The following is a 15111-nucleotide window of genomic DNA, read 5'->3' on the forward strand; positions in this document are numbered from 1 at the left end:
ATTACTTACGCTCACGCATTACATATCCTAAGCCACGCACAGTTTGAATATAACTATCTTGACCTTCCACATCAATTTTATTACGGAGGTAACGAATATAAACATCAACGACATTTGTTTCCGTTCCTTCTTCATAACCCCAAACTTGCGATACCAAGTGCTCACGAGTTACTACGTCACCAACATTTTGCATCAGCGTCAAAAGGAGATCATATTCGCGACGTGTCAAGTCTATAACTTTTTTTCCACGGTGAACCGTACGATTTGTTTTATCAATCACAAGATCACGGAAAGAAGTATTTTCAGCTCGCTCTACTGCTTGGCTATGCTCTTCTCGACGGAAGAAAGCCCGCACACGCGCCAACAGTTCTTCAATTGCAAAAGGTTTTGTAATATAGTCATCCGCTCCAATATCAAGACCAGCCACGCGGTCCATAGTTGAGTCACGTGCTGTCATCATGATAATTGGGGTGTCTTTTTCCTTACGCAAACGACGAGCGACTTCAAATCCATCCAACTCTGGCAACATCAGGTCAAGTAAAATCAAGTCATAATCTTTAGAAATGGCTTCTTCAAGTCCCGCACGCCCATTATCTTTGATTTCCGTTGCATACCCTTCATGCTCTAATTCAAGAGAGACGAAGCGTGCTAAATTCTTTTCGTCCTCAATAATTAAAATCTTTTTTGATGCCATATTTCTCTCCTTTGTTAAAAACACTGTCTATTTTCTATCTTATAATCCTATTATAATATAAATTTAATTTATCTACAACCTTTTTGCTATATTTTTTGCTATAACAACGGTTACATCAGCTACCCACACCTTGTCATCTATAAATGAGATTACTCTCATCTAATCAAACAAACCATCCAAACCAGAAAATGGCGATTTTTTCTCTACTTTTTTCTCTTCTTGTTGCCTTTGATAGTCTTCCTCAGTAAGGACTGACCAAAATTTACCCGCAGGAAGTGCTTCATTTTCTTCATTTTCTGCCAAAATCTGGAGAGGAATTTCTAATAAAATGTTATCTACTACCGATTCATCTAAATCGATTAGCTCTTTTTCTAACACTATGATTAAATCATTCTCAAGCAACTCTGGATTTTGAGCCAAATGATCTTGAGTCGTAAAGATTTCACTAACTACTACATCCAGAGGATAGTCTACAGGTTTAAGACTGCGCGACGAAGGCAACGTCAGCACTGTCTTTAGATGATAGTTTAGGTAAAATAACCCATCATCATAACTTACTTCTCCTTGAGTTTCTACTGCTGTACTATCCAATACTTCAGTAGACCGTGTTGCAAGTACCTCTTGTAATTTTAGTTTTTCTATAAACTCAATCTGTTTTTTCTTTGTTAATTCATTTAAAGACCATTTCATTCTTAATACTCTCCCATCTTTTAATCACTTTTTTCTATATTTTATCTTATTTTTCCACTTTATCATAATAAAAAGCCGCCAAAAGACAGCTTCCTTTTGCAAAAATAAAAATGGTCGAATGACCATTCTTATTATTGTTTGCCGTATTTCTTTTCGAATTTGGCAATACGTCCGTCTGCTGCTTGGAATTTTTGACGGCCAGTGTAGAATGGGTGTGAATCAGAAGAGATTTCAACACGGATCATTGGATATGTGTTACCGTCTTCCCATTCGATTGTTTCTTTAGAACCTTTAGTTGAACCAGTCAAAAATTTGAAACCAGTTGAAGTGTCCATGAAGACTACTGGTTGATACTTTGGATGGATGTTTTGTTTCATCGTTAGAATTTCCTTTCTGCCTTGGACTGTTTGCCAGACCAAAGTTGTACGAATACTTAAATATTCTATCAAAATAAGGATTAAATTTCAAGTTTTAATTTTATTTTGTCAAGAAAAAAACTTTACAAAGAAAAAATTTTTAGGAATGAACTTTAAAGTATTTCGTTTTATATAATTTACCCGTTGTATCAATGACATAAAATGCAACCTGGTTAGCGGAATACGTAAGATCTTGTAGTCTTTCCGCCCACTCTTCTTGCGCTACAAAATAGGTCGCATCCTCCTGGGGTTGAATGAGAACAGGCAATTTTGAACTTTCTTGTTCTAAATCTCGCGGAACTAAAAATGGAATGCTCCTTCTTCTCTTGAAAAAATTACTTCTCTGATAAACTCCAATTTCATAAATTTTAACAGGAATTACACCAGTATTCGTTACATCAATACACCAAATCGGAAACTTTTCGCCAGAAAGTATTTTATAAGATACCCAATAATCTATCCGCAGCTTTTTTTTGTAATCTTTTCTGGTGAGATAAAGAGAAATAATCACAGCTCCCATCGTTCCTATAGCAGTAAGCGCATCCCAAACATTTCCAAAATCAACTATCATTTGCACTCCATTAGCTTTTTTATTTATTTTATCATATGAAGTGACGTGTTCGGAAATGTTATGGGGAGGTAATAAAAAGAACCACTAAAAAATCCTTTTAAGGAGTAGAAAATTCCTTCCGATTGCGTAATTTGCAAAATAGATAGTAAACCACGCCACCAATAAAAGAAAGGGCTAGCCATAAACTGATAATTGTACCAATAACTAACAATGAGCCGACTATCGGATATGTTGCATTCCGTACCTCACTGAATCCCTGATCAAACTGCTCTGGATGAAAGAGCGCATTTTTAGTCACTCTAAATACCAAAATTAAACCGATGATTTGCATTGATCTGCTGAGACAGTGCTTAAAGCTTCCTTTATTATGCATTAGTTTCCTCTTAAAACGTGTATTTTATTTATTATTCTAACATAATCTCCTAACTCGAGGCAAGCCTTTGTCGCTTACTAAATTGTAAGTTAGTCGGCACATTTCTTTGTTAAAATTGCTCCTCTTCTTACTTATAATCAATGGCCACCTTCTATATCATGGAAGAGTGGTCAAGTAGCAATGCGCCACAAGAGGCAAAGCATCGACTTTGTGGAGATAAACGCAAAGAAGAGCGTTTTTTTAAACTTGAGATGGATCATCTTGATTTTCAAACAAATCGTGTAAAGTAACTACACCTACAGCTTGTGCTGCAATAAGCAAACTCTTTTCATTGAGTTTAAAACGCGGACTATGATGAGGATAGTCTCCTTCTTCGTCTGGATGTGCCCCAATATAAAAAAAGTTACTAGGCACTACCTGTCCATAATACGAAAAATCTTCAGAAGGAGTTTGTGGTCCCAGGTCCACTACTTCTGTGACGTCTGCTAACTCCTCTTTTTTAAGAACCTCAACAAGAAATTCTGTCAATTTTTTATCGTTATAAAGGACAGGATAGTTATTATCGTACTCTACTTTTGTTGAAACCCCAAAAGTCAGCTCCAGTCCTTTTGCCATCTGCCTAATTTGGCGCTCAATCATTTCTCGCGTAGATTCTTTCATTACCCGAACATCTCCTTTTAATATCACGCTATCTTTAATCGCATTAAACGTTCCTACTCCATCAAAAGAGCCAATAGTTAAGGTCGCTGTATCAAAAGGATCCACCCGCCTTGAAACGACAGTTTGAAGCTGCGTTACGAAATAACATCCCGCAATGATAGCATCATTACTAAGTTGAGGAATTGCAGCATGCCCTCCCCGACCCTGTAGCTCAATCGTAAAGTTAGACCGCCCTGTTTGGGTTTCGGCGGAATGAAAAGCAATCGTTCCAGTTTCCATCCCTGTCATGACGTGGACGCCAAAAACATGATCAACTCCCTCTAGAGCACCATCTTCAATCATCCCCTTTGCTCCTCCAGGAGCGACTTCCTCCGCAGGCTGATGAATAATTCGGATGGATCCAGGAAGTTGCTCTTTTAGCTGAATTAATGCCTTTGCCAGAATCATTATGTAAGCTGTATGCGCATCATGACCACAAGCGTGCATCACGCCAGGATTTTGCGATTTAAAAGAAAGATCATTTTCTTCATAAACCGCCAACGCATCAAAATCAGCCCTTAAAGCAACTTTTATGCCTGGTTTGCCCCCTATTATATCTACAACAAAACCATACCCTTCTCCTTTTTGTGTTAGGGTACAATCTAAAGTTTTATAAAATTCTTGGATGTATTTTGAAGTTTCCTTTTCCTGAAAGGAAATCTCAGGATGCTGATGAAAATAGCGCCTTAGATTAATCATATCCTGCTCATTGCTTTTTAGAGTTTCAAGCAATTCTTGAATGATTTGCATACCACCCCTCCCTTCTATCCTCTTTATCTAATATCTTAACACAGTTCTAGCTCTTAAGTTTTTCTTAGACCCAAGAGAACTATTAAAACTTTCTTTCATAAAGTCCTCGTTTATTTTTATAAATAAAAGAATACTTTTTAACCTTTATATCAAACAAGACACTATTTATCTTACTCACTAAGTAAAATGATTTTCCTTGATTTCAAAATCGATACAAAAAAGCCAAGACAATCGTCTCGGCCTTCTATCTAACTCTTAGATAAGTCTTTATGCTTTTGTGATGTTAACTGCTTGAGGTCCGCGTTGACCTTCTCCAACATCAAATTCCACTTTTTGACCTTCGTCAAGTGTCTTGAAACCATCAGTTTGAATTTCTGAGAAGTGAGCGAATAAATCTTTACCATTTTCATCAGTAATAAAACCGAATCCTTTAGTAGCGTTAAACCATTTTACTGTTCCATTTGCCATAATGTTTATTTCCTTTCGACAAAATTGTAAATTTTATTTTGCGAAAAGTGAATCTAAAAAACATTTAACTCATGACAAAATCTACCCTCTCATAGTAACATTAACCTCTCCTATTGTCAAATTTACTCCTTGATTAATAAAAAATACTCTACAAAGCAAGTACCAGAGAATATTAAAACTTTTTTATAATAATGGTATAATTATAAATGAGAAATTCGCCAAAATGTGTGAAAAATTAATAGATTGTGTTAAAACTTCTAATTCTCTAAGGAAAACTACTCGTAGTAAAGCATCTAATAGATTTTTTTAACAAATTAACGAGCAATATCTTGATTCTCGTTAAAAGCTAGTAGGAGAATTTTATGAATAGTGGATATGGGCCCGAAACTAAATGGGGTCGACAATCCTTTTTTGATGGGGGATTACTAAGTTTTATCGGATGGACTATACTAGGAGCAGTCATCACTGTCATAACCTTCGGTATATGTTACCCTTGGGCTTTGTGTATGGTTTATGGTTGGAAAATTAATCATACAGTTATTAATGGTTACCGGATGAGATTTGATGGCTCAGCCATTGGACTCTTTGGAAACTGGATAAAGTGGTTGCTTCTTTCTGTCATTACTATAGGAATTTATGGATTTTGGGTATCTATCAAACTTGAAGACTGGAAAGTAAAACATACAGCATTCATTAACTAATTAACAATGAGCAAAACTTGATCCTCATTAAAAGCTAGTAGGAGAATTTTATGAAAAAATTTTTGGTATTCCTAGGAGCATTCTTGTCGCTAGGCGTAGCTGGAGCAATTACTGCCCCTCAAACCTATGCAGCTACGAGTTCACCTGTTTATCGTTTGTACAACCATAACACAGGTGAGCATTTTTACACATTAAGCCAAGCAGAAAAGAACAATCTACAAAATGTAGGTTGGAGCTATGAAGGAATTGGTTGGCAAGCTGCCAAGCAAGGTAAACCGGTCTATCGTGTCTATAATCCTCAAGCAGCAGGTGGAGATCATTATTATACTTTAAGTAAATATGAAGCGCAAACTCTTGTAAATAAGGGATGGCGTTGGGATAATGGTGGGAAAGCTGCCTTTTATTCTGGGGGTAAGGTGAATCTTTACGTTGCGTATAACCCTCACGCGCAGTCTGGTTCTCATAATTATACGACTAATTCCTTTGAACAAAATAGTCTTCTAAAAGGGGGCTGGAAGTATGGTGCGGTAGCATGGAAAGTCCAAGGTGGCGGTTCTTCTGCTAGCGGAAGTAACTCCTCAAATGGTAATTACACGACTTCTGGAGGTTGGACCATAGCTGCAAATGGTTACTGTTTCGTTTCAGACTCTAATCTTTATTATTCGAAAGTCAAAAATCCTAAAAATTATCGCTACATGACTCGAGCACAAGCGAACAGTAAGGGATATCATTTAGCTCCAAAAGGTAACGGATACGCGCAACCGTAAATCTATACTTTTATTAAAATAAATAATCCGCCCAAAGTTTAGTGAAACGCAGGCGGATTTATTTTATATTCAACATCAAGTTTTTAAACAAAGTGCTTTTATTTTTTTAAAATCAAATGAAGAGGCAATAAGGAAACAATAGCTTCTAAGGGAGATCACCATGTTAATAACAAAGTGAAAAAAACATTCTCGAGGCACTTAATAGCTGATAAAAAAGAACCTGCTCTGAAAACAGGTTCTTATTTTTGCTACTTTTTCTGATTTTAGGAAAGCTCAACATCAACAAAGTGAGTCCTAACAATACTTTATTTTTTAAAATTATCCATCAAATCCATAAAATCATCAAAAAGATAGCTTGCGTCGTGTGGTCCTGGAGCAGCATCTGGGTGAAATTGTACAGAAAAAGCGGGATAATGGCGATGGCGCACTCCTTCAATGGATTGATCATTAATTTCGATATGAGTAATCATCAAATCCTCGGGTAAATCCTCTGAGGAAACCGCATAGCCATGGTTTTGAGAGGTGAAATCCACACGACCCGTTGCGATTTCTCTAACCGCATGGTTAAAGCCTCGGTGTCCAAATTTCATCTTGTATGTTGTGGCGCCATTAGCTAAGCTAAAGAGTTGGTGGCCTAAACAAATCCCAAATAGGGGAACCTTCCCTTGAATCTCTTGGATCATGGCGATGGCCTCGGGTACATCAGTAGGATCCCCTGGACCATTGGTCAGCATCACTCCATCTGGTGACATACCCAGAATCTCTTGGGCTGGAGTGTTATAAGGAACTACAGTAAGGTCACAATTTCTTTGAGAGAGTTCTCGTAAAATACTGTGTTTGAGTCCAAAGTCAACGACTACAACTTTTTTTCCTGAATTTGGTGAAGAATAGGCGGTGACTGTACTACTTGTTTCTACTTGATTAGTAGGAAGAACAGTTGCTTGAAGTTGACTCATTTGGTGTTCTACGCCATCAAGTGGTTGTACTAATGAGGCTTTCATCGTGCCATGCTCGCGCACAATTTTTGTAATAGCACGCGTATCAACCCCTGTAATTCCTGGAATATTTTTTGATTTTAAAAAGTCATCTAAAGACATTTTCATCCGCCAATTTGAAGGGCGGCGTGCGGCTTCTCTCACTACAACTGCTTTACAGGTTGGATGAATAGATTCGTAATCATCCCTGTTAATTCCATAATTGCCAATCATTGGATAGGTAAAAGTCAAGATTTGCCCATTATAGGATTGGTCAGTAATCGATTCTTGGTAACCAGTCATCCCCGTATTGAAGACCAATTCACCCGTCACATCAAGTGTTGCACCAATCGCTTCCCCTTCAAATATGGTCCCATCTTCTAAGATTAAGAGTCTTTTATTCATTTTTCTCCCTTTTCTTTTTCGGCCCACTACATTATTTTAAAGCATAATCTCAAACAATGCGTGCTATGCTTTTTTTCCGGCAATAATAGCTTCTAAAATGGCCATGCGAGTATAAACGCCGTTGCTCATTTGTTGAACAATACGACTTTGAGGACACTCCACAAGTGCATCTGCAATTTCTACATCGCGGTTAACGGGAGCTGGGTGCATGATAATAGCTGTTGGTTTCAAGGCGGCTGCACGATCTTGCGTCAGACCAAATTGACTGTGATAAACAGCTTTTGAAAAACTTTCGCTGCTGTCATGACGTTCATGTTGAACACGTAAGAGCATATGAACATCTAACTCTGGAAGAATCCGGTCAATATTAGCATAGCGGCCATATTGATCGAATTCTTCACTGTACCAAGCAGCAGGTCCTGTAAAGTAAAGCTTCGCGCCGAGTTTTTTGAGCATCATCATATTTGATTTAGCAACGCGTGAGTGTGTCAGGTCTCCAGAAATGGCAATGTTTAATCCTTCAAATTTGCCAAACTCCTCATAAATGGTCATCAGATCAAGAAGGCATTGGCTTGGATGCTGTCCTGATCCATCACCTCCATTAACAATAGCACAATGGATATTTTCAGAATTAACCAATTCTTCATAGTAATGCTCCACTCCTGAGCGGATGACACAGATTTCCACACCAAGAGCATCAAGGGTCAAAATCGTGTCATAAAGCGTCTCCCCTTTACTGATAGAACTGGCTTGTGCATCAAACTCAAGAACATCAAGTCCCAATTTTCGTTCAGCGATATGAAAACTGTGGTGCGTTCTTGTGCTATTTTCAAAGAAAAGATTGGAAGCAAAAGTCTGTTTTTCTAATTCAAAAACTGCTGTCCCTGCTTTAAAAGCAGAAGCTCTTTTGATTAAACCCATCACTTCTTCTTGAGTGAGTGCTTCCATGCTTGTGAGATTTGACAATTGGACTAAACCATTTTTAACTGACATTTTAGGTCTCCTTTACCCTAACCGTGTGCTCTCTGTCACATCGATTTTTTGACAATATCATTACTGACAATTCTGTCAGTATACTGATGAACATTTTTTTCTGATGTCTTAAACGCTTCTTTAGTTACACCAAAATTTTTTTAATCATGAATTTACTGACACGTCGGTCAGTAAATCAAAACTTTAAACTTCCTGCGTTTCTTTTGGCAAGACAAGATTTAAAACAATCCCAAGAATTGTCGCGATGGCTACTGATGAAATTTGTAAATTTTGAGTGATATTAATAATCATTCCGCCAATCCCGATAACAAGGACAACTGAACTGATTAGTAAGTTTCGTTTAATATCAAAATTAACTTTATTTTCAACCAAAATTTTCAAACCAGAAGCTGCAATTACTCCAAAAAGGGCAATTGATGCACCACCAATCACGGGTGCTGGAATGGATTGTAAAAGCGCCGTGATTTTCCCAATGAAGGAGACAATGACAGCAAGTACTGCGGCACCGGCAATAACATAAATCGAATGAATTTTTGTAATTGCCATAACTCCAATATTTTCACCGTATGAGGTTACAGGCGGTGCCCCCAAGAAACCTGCAATAATCTGAGCAGCTCCATCTCCAGCCAAAGTTTTTTCAAGACCTGGTTCTTTAAAGTAATCTTTTTTCGTTAATGAGTTCAAAACCATAATGTGGCCAAAATGCTCCGTCATTGTGACAAAAGCAATCGGTGCCATGGTCAAAATTGCTGACGGATAGAAGGCCCATTTGTAATTGGCAAATGGAATTTCCATTGGCGGAATGGTCAGCCATTTAGCATGTGAGATTCCAGTGAATGAAACAATATTCATCCCTGTAATCTTACCAATAATCAATGCTGCAACATAACCTGTGATGATTCCAAGTAAAATGGGAACAACTGACAGAAATCCTTTGCCATAAATACTGTAAATGACAATAGATAACACAGTGATGAGGGCAATAATGATATAAGCTAAACTGTATCCTTTTAGATTTGCAACGTCCGTGTACATGGCATCATTAATTGCGGTTGGCGCCAGCGATAAGCCAATGACCATAACGATGGGCCCAACGACGATTGGCGGTAAAACTTTGTCAATCCAGCCTTTACCTGCAAATTTTACAATTAAAGCGACAATCAGATAAACCAATCCACCGGTCATTGCCCCTTGAGCAATGGCTGGCATTCCACCATTTTTCATCAGTAAGGTCATCGCACCAATATAGGCAAAGCTTGAACCCATGTAAGCTGGCACTTTAAATTTTGTAACACTCATGTGTGCAAGTGTACCAAGTCCAGAACTCAAGAGGGCAATCGCTGGGTTAATCCCAACTAAAATTGGAACTAATACGGTTGAGCCAAACATGGCAAATAAATGTTGAAACGAGAGTCCAAACCACTGACTTGGGGCTGGTTTCTCATCTACCTTTAAGATAATATCATTATCGTTCACTGTTTTCTCCTTGCTATCCGTCTACTGACAGGCTGGTCAGTGCGTTTTTTAATCTTCACGTTTGATTAAAATACTATCTGCACCATCATGTTCGTTCATCTGAACAATAATGGCTTCGCCACGAGCTGTTGGGATATTTTTACCAACATAGTCTGCACGAATCGGCAATTCACGATGTCCCCGGTCTACAAGCACGGCCAATTGAACGCGCGCTGGGCGACCAAGTTTGACTAAGCCATCAATGGCTGCACGGATTGTCCGCCCAGTGTAGAGCACATCATCAACCAAAATTACATCTTTATCAGTGATATCCATGTCAATTTCTGTCGTATCTTCCTGAGCTTGTTTATCATCACGAAATGGACGAGTATCTAGCTCTCCAAATGGAATTTCCAAGCCTTCAAGTTGTTGCAAGCGTTCTTGAATGCGTTTAGCTAAATAAACGCCACGGGTTTTGATTCCAATAAGGACTAATTTGTCTAATTCTTTATTACGCTCAATGATTTCATAGGTAATCCGTGTAATTGCACGTTTCATCGTGATTTCATCAATAATCTCTTTCTTAGCCATCCCGGCTCCTTTCTTCTGACAGCTCTGTCAGTAACTGACAGAACACTATTAATTATGTGGTCTTGCTTCAAAAGTGTTTTGGCTGACTTCTCCATAGGCAAGCTGCTCATCAAGCATAAAAAAATCCTGCATTCCAAGAGAATGCAGGTATAGTATCAGAAAGTGGATAGTCTCCACCATTAAATTACATGTTTATTTCTGACCTTGCCTGCCTCTCTGGACACTCTTAAAGGTTAGAACGATTATAGCAAAGATTTCAAAATTTGTCAAAAATTTATTTTTCAGAGCACTGCTCTTTCGGAGGAAGCTTTTGATAGAGCGGAGCACTTCCTCCATACTCGTACGCTTGAAGATATGTCCTGAGCTGCATCCCAAGTTTCTTACTTAACTCCAGACAAACTTGGATTCCTTCCCAAGAAATACCATCAAAATGAACGCCCGCAGTTATCGTTGCACTTCCCTGCAAAACGTCTTGCAAAATATGGGCCACATTCTCTCCTAAAGCACCATCTTTATGACGGCGCCCATCATGGCTTGGAAAGGTATGCGTTGTTAATTTTTCGCTAGCAGTCAGCATAGTAACCGCACCAACATGGGGGTGAGTTCCTCCTTCAATACTTATCACAACATCAGTGCCGATCACCCTAAGGTTAGCTGTGAGGATAAAATCATCCTCACTTGCTTCAAACTGTTTCATTTCAGGCATCTTCTGTCCACCTTCTTGATAAATGATTTTCAATTTCTAACTGATCCATAATCTTCATAACAGTATGGTTAACAATGTCCTCAATCGTTTCAGGATGATTGTAAAAAGCAGGCATTGGAGGAATAATACGAACCCCCATTTGTGATAGTTTTAATAAATTTTCCAAATGAAGTGTAGAAAGTGGTGTTTCTCTTGGAACAAGGAGCAGTTTTCTTCCTTCCTTTAAACAAACATCCGCACTTCTTGCAATCAAATTATCTGAATAACCATGCGCAATCGCAGCAACAGTTTTCATACTGCTAGGTACTACTACCATCCCATCATGGAGAAAACTTCCGCTCGCAATACTAGCTCCCATATCGCGTGCATTGTAATATACATCAAACAAAGCCTTAACTTCAACTTTTTTCAAATTTGTTTCAAGTCGAATATTTTCATAAGCCCAGTCACTCACTGTTCCATGAACCTCAACTTCAGGTATTTCTTTTAATACTTGAAGCAAGCGAATCGCATAAATAGATCCCGAGGCACCTGAAACACCAATAACTATCTTCTTTTTTTTCATTCTTTTACCTTAAGAGAAAGCCTATCGCTCTGCTCTCCCCCACTTATTTCAAGTATTTTTCCCAGTCCTCAACTTTCATGAAAGGGGCACGCTTAAAGACCTCTTTCATATCATAAGGATATGTTCCATCCAAAATTGTTTTTGAACTCATTCCACGCACCCGAATAGATTTCGGATCGTACTCTGGACGCTCTGAAGGATCTAGTGGGTGATTACGCATTCCTGGAATGACGATTACATCTTGATCCCCTTGGAAACGAGTATTAAGTGTCCATACGACATCATTCATGTCAAAAATATCCACATCTTCATCCACTAAAATAACCGTTTTTAATTCTTTAAAAGCAGAGAGGGCTAGAATAGCCGCTTGACGTTGTATTCCTTCATCATTAACAGAGAATTTTTTAACTTGCATGATGGTCATTAACTTCCCACCGCCTGCTGGTGGATTGTAAACATTCAAAACATGACCTGGGATTGCTTTATCCGTCAGCTCTAAAATTGAGGCTTCGGTAGGGATACCAGCCATAGAAACGTGTTCTTCTGATGGACCGATGGTTGTTTGCATGATAGGACGATCTTTTCGATGCGTTACAGCTTTTACTTTTAAAACATTAACCGCAGGATTGGCTGCCCCGTTGTATCCTGGAAACTCTGGCATCGCATAGCCTGTATTTGTATTAATATCCTCTTGCATGGTGGTGTTGGGTAAAATCTCTGCTTCAATGACATATTCTGCGCGAGCAAGTCCCACTTCATTCACAGCCACACCATCTACGGTTTGAACAGGTTCTTGCCGTAGAGCTCCAGCACACCACAACTCATTGTAACCAAGTGGAGTTGTTGGTGGTTCAAAAGTTGCTCCGATATAGATAGCGGGATCCAAACCAATATTAATTGTTACTGGCATGGGCTCATTTTTAGCCTCAAACATTTTTTGAAAGGCCCCAATATGTCGTCCACCAGGCATAATATACATCCCGATGGTATCCTTGTCTTCCAAAACCATCCGGTGAATGGTAACGTCAGACATTGTCTTTTCTGGGTCTGAGCCAAGTACCAGCCCCATCGTAATGTAAGGACCAGCATCATCAGGCGTATTTGTAGGTGCCGGAATCAATTTTCGAATATCAAAATCAGCATCTGTCGCCAAATGAACAACCTCTTGGACAGGAGCCTCGTTTTTCGAAACCTTAACGGGTTTAACAGGATTTTCAACCGCTTCTTTTAAATGACGTCCTAACGTTTTCCAATCACTGTGAAGGATTTGTCCTACTCGGCGACGACTAGCCATGGTACCGATAGAAACACGGGCACCTGGAAAACCTTTGATTTTATTGAACATCATCGCAGGTCCTTCTTTTGTTGGACGTTCAACTGTCCCCCCTGCTCCAATATACCGAAAGACGCCTGATAACTCTGCTTCAGGATCAACTTCCACATCTGTTTCATGATATTGATCTGGAATTTCTTTTAATTCATCAAGGACTTTGCGCAAGTCCCAAGGTTGATTGCTCATTTGAACCCTCCATTTATTTTGATAACTTTATTTTAAGGGCTTTATGAAGGGAAATCAATTCAATTTTGGGAAGGCCTTATTCCATTTTGGAATAGTTGAGATTTAGTGGGTTTGAATATAGTCCCAAAATGTTTTAAGCACCGCAACTTCTTGATTTTTCTTTGCAATGAAAGATAAATGGCTTGTTTTATTAGGAGTGAGCGGACGGAGTACAACTTTATCACTAAGTTGGTGCTCAACACTTTTTCTCATCAATATACTTACTCCCATCTCTTTTTCCACCATTTTCATGAGAATTTCCACTCGAACGCCGGTATAGGCGACCTCGGGTTCAAAATGAGCTTGGTGGCAAAGTTCTTCGACTTTCTGGTAGATCAAAGAACTTTCATTTTGAAGCAAAAAAGGCATCCCTTGAAGCTCTTCAATTTTAATTTCCTCATGCTCAGCAAGGGGGTGAGTTTTAGGAAGGATAACAGCAAATTCATCCGCTTCTGTTTTCAAAAGCCACCTATCTTTTGGCGCAGACTCCCAAGTCCTTGCAAAAGCAACTGCGTTGTTTTCCTGTTCTAAACAGTATTCGATAGCATTGGCTTCTGTTTCCTTTAATTCTACATCAATTTCAGGATGAGCTTTAATAAATGCTGAAATTTTTCCAAAACCTTGATAATCAGGTGCCGTAGGAATAAAAAAGATTGTCAAGTGCTGTTCTTGTTGCTTTTTATAGCCTTTGAGTACTTTTTGAAGCTCCTGATAATCTTTTAAAAGGCGTTGAGCATAACCTAAGGCTAGGTTTCCTTCTTCTGAAATCGTAATTTTTCGATGAGCACGATCAAATAAACGCACACCAAGCTCTTTTTCCAAGGCAATAATTCCTTTCGAGACATTCCCTTGCGTAGTAAAGAGCCGTTCTGCGGTTTCTGTATAATCCAAAGTCTTTGCTAAATCAACAAAAAATTCTATTTTTCTTATATCCATATGCCTATTATAGCTTAAAATTTTTATAAAAAAAATGAGCTTACACTCATTTCTATTTTAAAATCACATTAATCACATTTGTCCACAACCAGCTCAATGGAAAGACCAAGATGAGCGCTGGAAGCATATCAGCCAAGGGAAACATCTTGAGTTTTAACATTCTAAATCCTGTTGCCAACATCAACACCCCACCAGCTGCCTTGAAGTCAAAGATCATCGTTGGAGTAGTCAAAGGATAAATCCAGCTTCCTGCAAAAAACAGAATCATGAAGAAAATAAATTGGGGAATTGCAATAAAGCCTGCTACATAGCCGAGTTCAATAGCAAAGAACATTGCTGTGAAAAAGTCAAGAATGGCCTTAGCCACTAGTATTGAAGAATCTCCAGTGAAACCATTGAGAATCGATCCAAAAATACCTGTTCCCGAAGCACAAAAGAGGACTGTAATTGTGACAAGCTGAGCTTTGAAATCCTCCTCATTTAAAGTAGAACCGCTATTGGGCATGATTTTTGAAATCAAACCTTGCATAGCCATTGCCCCTTTATCAACTAGATGCCCCAAATGGATAATTACTCCGAGTAATGTTCCTAAAATTACAGCAAAAATAACTGCCGCCATGTTTTTCATTGGAGCGATAGCATAAGTTCCCATGACGAGAGAGGAGACTCCAAAAATCATGTTCATCTTGACTTTAAAATCATCTGGAATATATTTTCCAATCCCACCCCCAATTAATCCACCGAGTAAAACGGCAAGCGCATCAATAATGATACCTGTTGGCATAATAAGCCCCTTTCG

18 protein-coding genes are annotated in these 15111 nt (G+C 38.7%); 2 read left to right on the forward strand and 16 right to left on the reverse strand.

The window, feature by feature from the left end:
- Position 1: 1 nt before the first annotated feature.
- The 7 genes from JW886_RS07205 to JW886_RS07235 all read right to left on the reverse strand — a co-directional run bounded on the left by JW886_RS07205 (position 2) and on the right by JW886_RS07235 (position 4661).
- Positions 2–694, reverse strand: coding sequence for a response regulator transcription factor (locus tag JW886_RS07205; RefSeq protein WP_075525432.1), 693 nt, complete (start codon positions 692–694; stop codon positions 2–4).
- A gap of 159 nt (positions 695–853) precedes the next feature.
- The gene (locus JW886_RS07210; protein WP_075525431.1) at positions 854–1384 is read right to left on the reverse strand and encodes a DUF177 domain-containing protein; all 531 of its coding nucleotides are present in this window, start codon (positions 1382–1384) and stop codon (positions 854–856) included.
- Positions 1385–1515: 131 nt separating this feature from the next.
- Positions 1516–1761, reverse strand: coding sequence for a type B 50S ribosomal protein L31 (locus JW886_RS07215; RefSeq protein WP_075525430.1), 246 nt, complete (start codon positions 1759–1761; stop codon positions 1516–1518).
- 139 nt (positions 1762–1900) lie between these two features.
- A complete protein-coding gene (locus JW886_RS07220; RefSeq protein WP_200407168.1) occupies positions 1901–2371 on the reverse strand; it encodes a hypothetical protein in 471 nt (156 codons plus the stop codon).
- A 97-nt stretch (positions 2372–2468) separates the two neighbouring features.
- A complete protein-coding gene (locus JW886_RS07225; protein ID WP_205871707.1) occupies positions 2469–2669 on the reverse strand; it encodes a hypothetical protein in 201 nt (66 codons plus the stop codon).
- Between the two features lie 315 nt (positions 2670–2984).
- Positions 2985–4193 carry an amidohydrolase gene (locus JW886_RS07230; protein WP_205871708.1) on the reverse strand — a complete coding sequence of 403 codons (1209 nt, stop codon included), beginning with the start codon at positions 4191–4193 and terminating at the stop codon, positions 2985–2987.
- A gap of 267 nt (positions 4194–4460) precedes the next feature.
- The gene (locus JW886_RS07235; RefSeq protein ID WP_075525426.1) at positions 4461–4661 is read right to left on the reverse strand and encodes a cold-shock protein; all 201 of its coding nucleotides are present in this window, start codon (positions 4659–4661) and stop codon (positions 4461–4463) included.
- A gap of 362 nt (positions 4662–5023) precedes the next feature.
- Here JW886_RS07235 and JW886_RS07240 point away from each other — a divergent pair, with 362 nt between their 5' ends.
- Positions 5024–5362 (forward strand): YjgN family protein, encoded by a 339-nt coding sequence (locus JW886_RS07240; RefSeq protein ID WP_205871709.1) that lies wholly within the window; start codon positions 5024–5026, stop codon positions 5360–5362.
- 50 nt (positions 5363–5412) lie between these two features.
- Complete coding sequence (locus JW886_RS07245; protein WP_231097857.1) at positions 5413–6129, forward strand: glycoside hydrolase, family 25; 717 nt, start codon at positions 5413–5415, stop codon at positions 6127–6129.
- 305 nt (positions 6130–6434) lie between these two features.
- On the opposite strand, the gene JW886_RS07250 is transcribed toward JW886_RS07245, so the two are convergent.
- From JW886_RS07250 to JW886_RS07290, 9 genes are all read right to left on the reverse strand, one after another.
- Positions 6435–7508: a carbamoyl phosphate synthase small subunit gene (locus tag JW886_RS07250; RefSeq protein ID WP_200407165.1), complete on the reverse strand. Its 1074-nt coding sequence runs from the start codon at positions 7506–7508 to the stop codon at positions 6435–6437.
- Between the two features lie 63 nt (positions 7509–7571).
- Positions 7572–8501: an aspartate carbamoyltransferase catalytic subunit gene (locus JW886_RS07255; RefSeq protein ID WP_075525423.1), complete on the reverse strand. Its 930-nt coding sequence runs from the start codon at positions 8499–8501 to the stop codon at positions 7572–7574.
- A gap of 183 nt (positions 8502–8684) precedes the next feature.
- Positions 8685–9977: a uracil-xanthine permease family protein gene (locus tag JW886_RS07260; RefSeq protein WP_075525422.1), complete on the reverse strand. Its 1293-nt coding sequence runs from the start codon at positions 9975–9977 to the stop codon at positions 8685–8687.
- Between the two features lie 48 nt (positions 9978–10025).
- A complete protein-coding gene (gene pyrR / locus JW886_RS07265) occupies positions 10026–10547 on the reverse strand; it encodes a bifunctional pyr operon transcriptional regulator/uracil phosphoribosyltransferase PyrR (RefSeq protein WP_075525421.1) in 522 nt (173 codons plus the stop codon).
- Between the two features lie 274 nt (positions 10548–10821).
- Positions 10822–11253 (reverse strand): prenylated flavin chaperone LpdD, encoded by a 432-nt coding sequence (gene lpdD / locus JW886_RS07270; RefSeq protein ID WP_205871710.1) that lies wholly within the window; start codon positions 11251–11253, stop codon positions 10822–10824.
- A complete protein-coding gene (locus JW886_RS07275; protein WP_075525420.1) occupies positions 11246–11818 on the reverse strand; it encodes a UbiX family flavin prenyltransferase in 573 nt (190 codons plus the stop codon). Before JW886_RS07275 ends, lpdD begins: the two co-directional genes overlap by 8 nt.
- 43 nt (positions 11819–11861) lie before the next feature.
- Positions 11862–13337: a UbiD family decarboxylase gene (locus JW886_RS07280; protein ID WP_075525419.1), complete on the reverse strand. Its 1476-nt coding sequence runs from the start codon at positions 13335–13337 to the stop codon at positions 11862–11864.
- Positions 13338–13439: 102 nt separating this feature from the next.
- Complete coding sequence (locus tag JW886_RS07285) at positions 13440–14312, reverse strand: LysR family transcriptional regulator (RefSeq protein WP_205871711.1); 873 nt, start codon at positions 14310–14312, stop codon at positions 13440–13442.
- A 52-nt stretch (positions 14313–14364) separates the two neighbouring features.
- Positions 14365–15096 (reverse strand): DUF554 domain-containing protein, encoded by a 732-nt coding sequence (locus JW886_RS07290; RefSeq protein ID WP_200407161.1) that lies wholly within the window; start codon positions 15094–15096, stop codon positions 14365–14367.
- Between the last annotated feature and the right edge of the window lie 15 nt (positions 15097–15111).

Source organism: Lactococcus taiwanensis (assembly GCF_017068355.1).
Taxonomy (GTDB): Bacteria; Bacillota; Bacilli; order Lactobacillales; family Streptococcaceae; genus Lactococcus; species Lactococcus taiwanensis.

Coding starts and splice junctions, on each gene's coding strand:
- JW886_RS07205 (WP_075525432.1), bottom strand. CDS start 694: ATGGCATCAAAAAAGATTTTAATTATTGAGGACGAAAAGAATTTAGCA.
- JW886_RS07210 (WP_075525431.1), bottom strand. CDS start 1,384: ATGAAATGGTCTTTAAATGAATTAACAAAGAAAAAACAGATTGAGTTT.
- JW886_RS07215 (WP_075525430.1), bottom strand. CDS start 1,761: ATGAAACAAAACATCCATCCAAAGTATCAACCAGTAGTCTTCATGGAC.
- JW886_RS07220 (WP_200407168.1), bottom strand. CDS start 2,371: ATGATAGTTGATTTTGGAAATGTTTGGGATGCGCTTACTGCTATAGGA.
- JW886_RS07230 (WP_205871708.1), bottom strand. CDS start 4,193: ATGCAAATCATTCAAGAATTGCTTGAAACTCTAAAAAGCAATGAGCAG.
- JW886_RS07235 (WP_075525426.1), bottom strand. CDS start 4,661: ATGGCAAATGGAACAGTAAAATGGTTTAACGCTACTAAAGGATTCGGT.
- JW886_RS07240 (WP_205871709.1), top strand. CDS start 5,024: ATGAATAGTGGATATGGGCCCGAAACTAAATGGGGTCGACAATCCTTT.
- JW886_RS07245 (WP_231097857.1), top strand. CDS start 5,413: ATGAAAAAATTTTTGGTATTCCTAGGAGCATTCTTGTCGCTAGGCGTA.
- JW886_RS07250 (WP_200407165.1), bottom strand. CDS start 7,508: ATGAATAAAAGACTCTTAATCTTAGAAGATGGGACCATATTTGAAGGG.
- JW886_RS07255 (WP_075525423.1), bottom strand. CDS start 8,501: ATGTCAGTTAAAAATGGTTTAGTCCAATTGTCAAATCTCACAAGCATG.
- pyrR (WP_075525421.1), bottom strand. CDS start 10,547: ATGGCTAAGAAAGAGATTATTGATGAAATCACGATGAAACGTGCAATT.
- lpdD (WP_205871710.1), bottom strand. CDS start 11,253: ATGCCTGAAATGAAACAGTTTGAAGCAAGTGAGGATGATTTTATCCTC.
- JW886_RS07275 (WP_075525420.1), bottom strand. CDS start 11,818: ATGAAAAAAAAGAAGATAGTTATTGGTGTTTCAGGTGCCTCGGGATCT.
- JW886_RS07280 (WP_075525419.1), bottom strand. CDS start 13,337: ATGAGCAATCAACCTTGGGACTTGCGCAAAGTCCTTGATGAATTAAAA.
- JW886_RS07285 (WP_205871711.1), bottom strand. CDS start 14,312: ATGGATATAAGAAAAATAGAATTTTTTGTTGATTTAGCAAAGACTTTG.
- JW886_RS07290 (WP_200407161.1), bottom strand. CDS start 15,096: ATGCCAACAGGTATCATTATTGATGCGCTTGCCGTTTTACTCGGTGGA.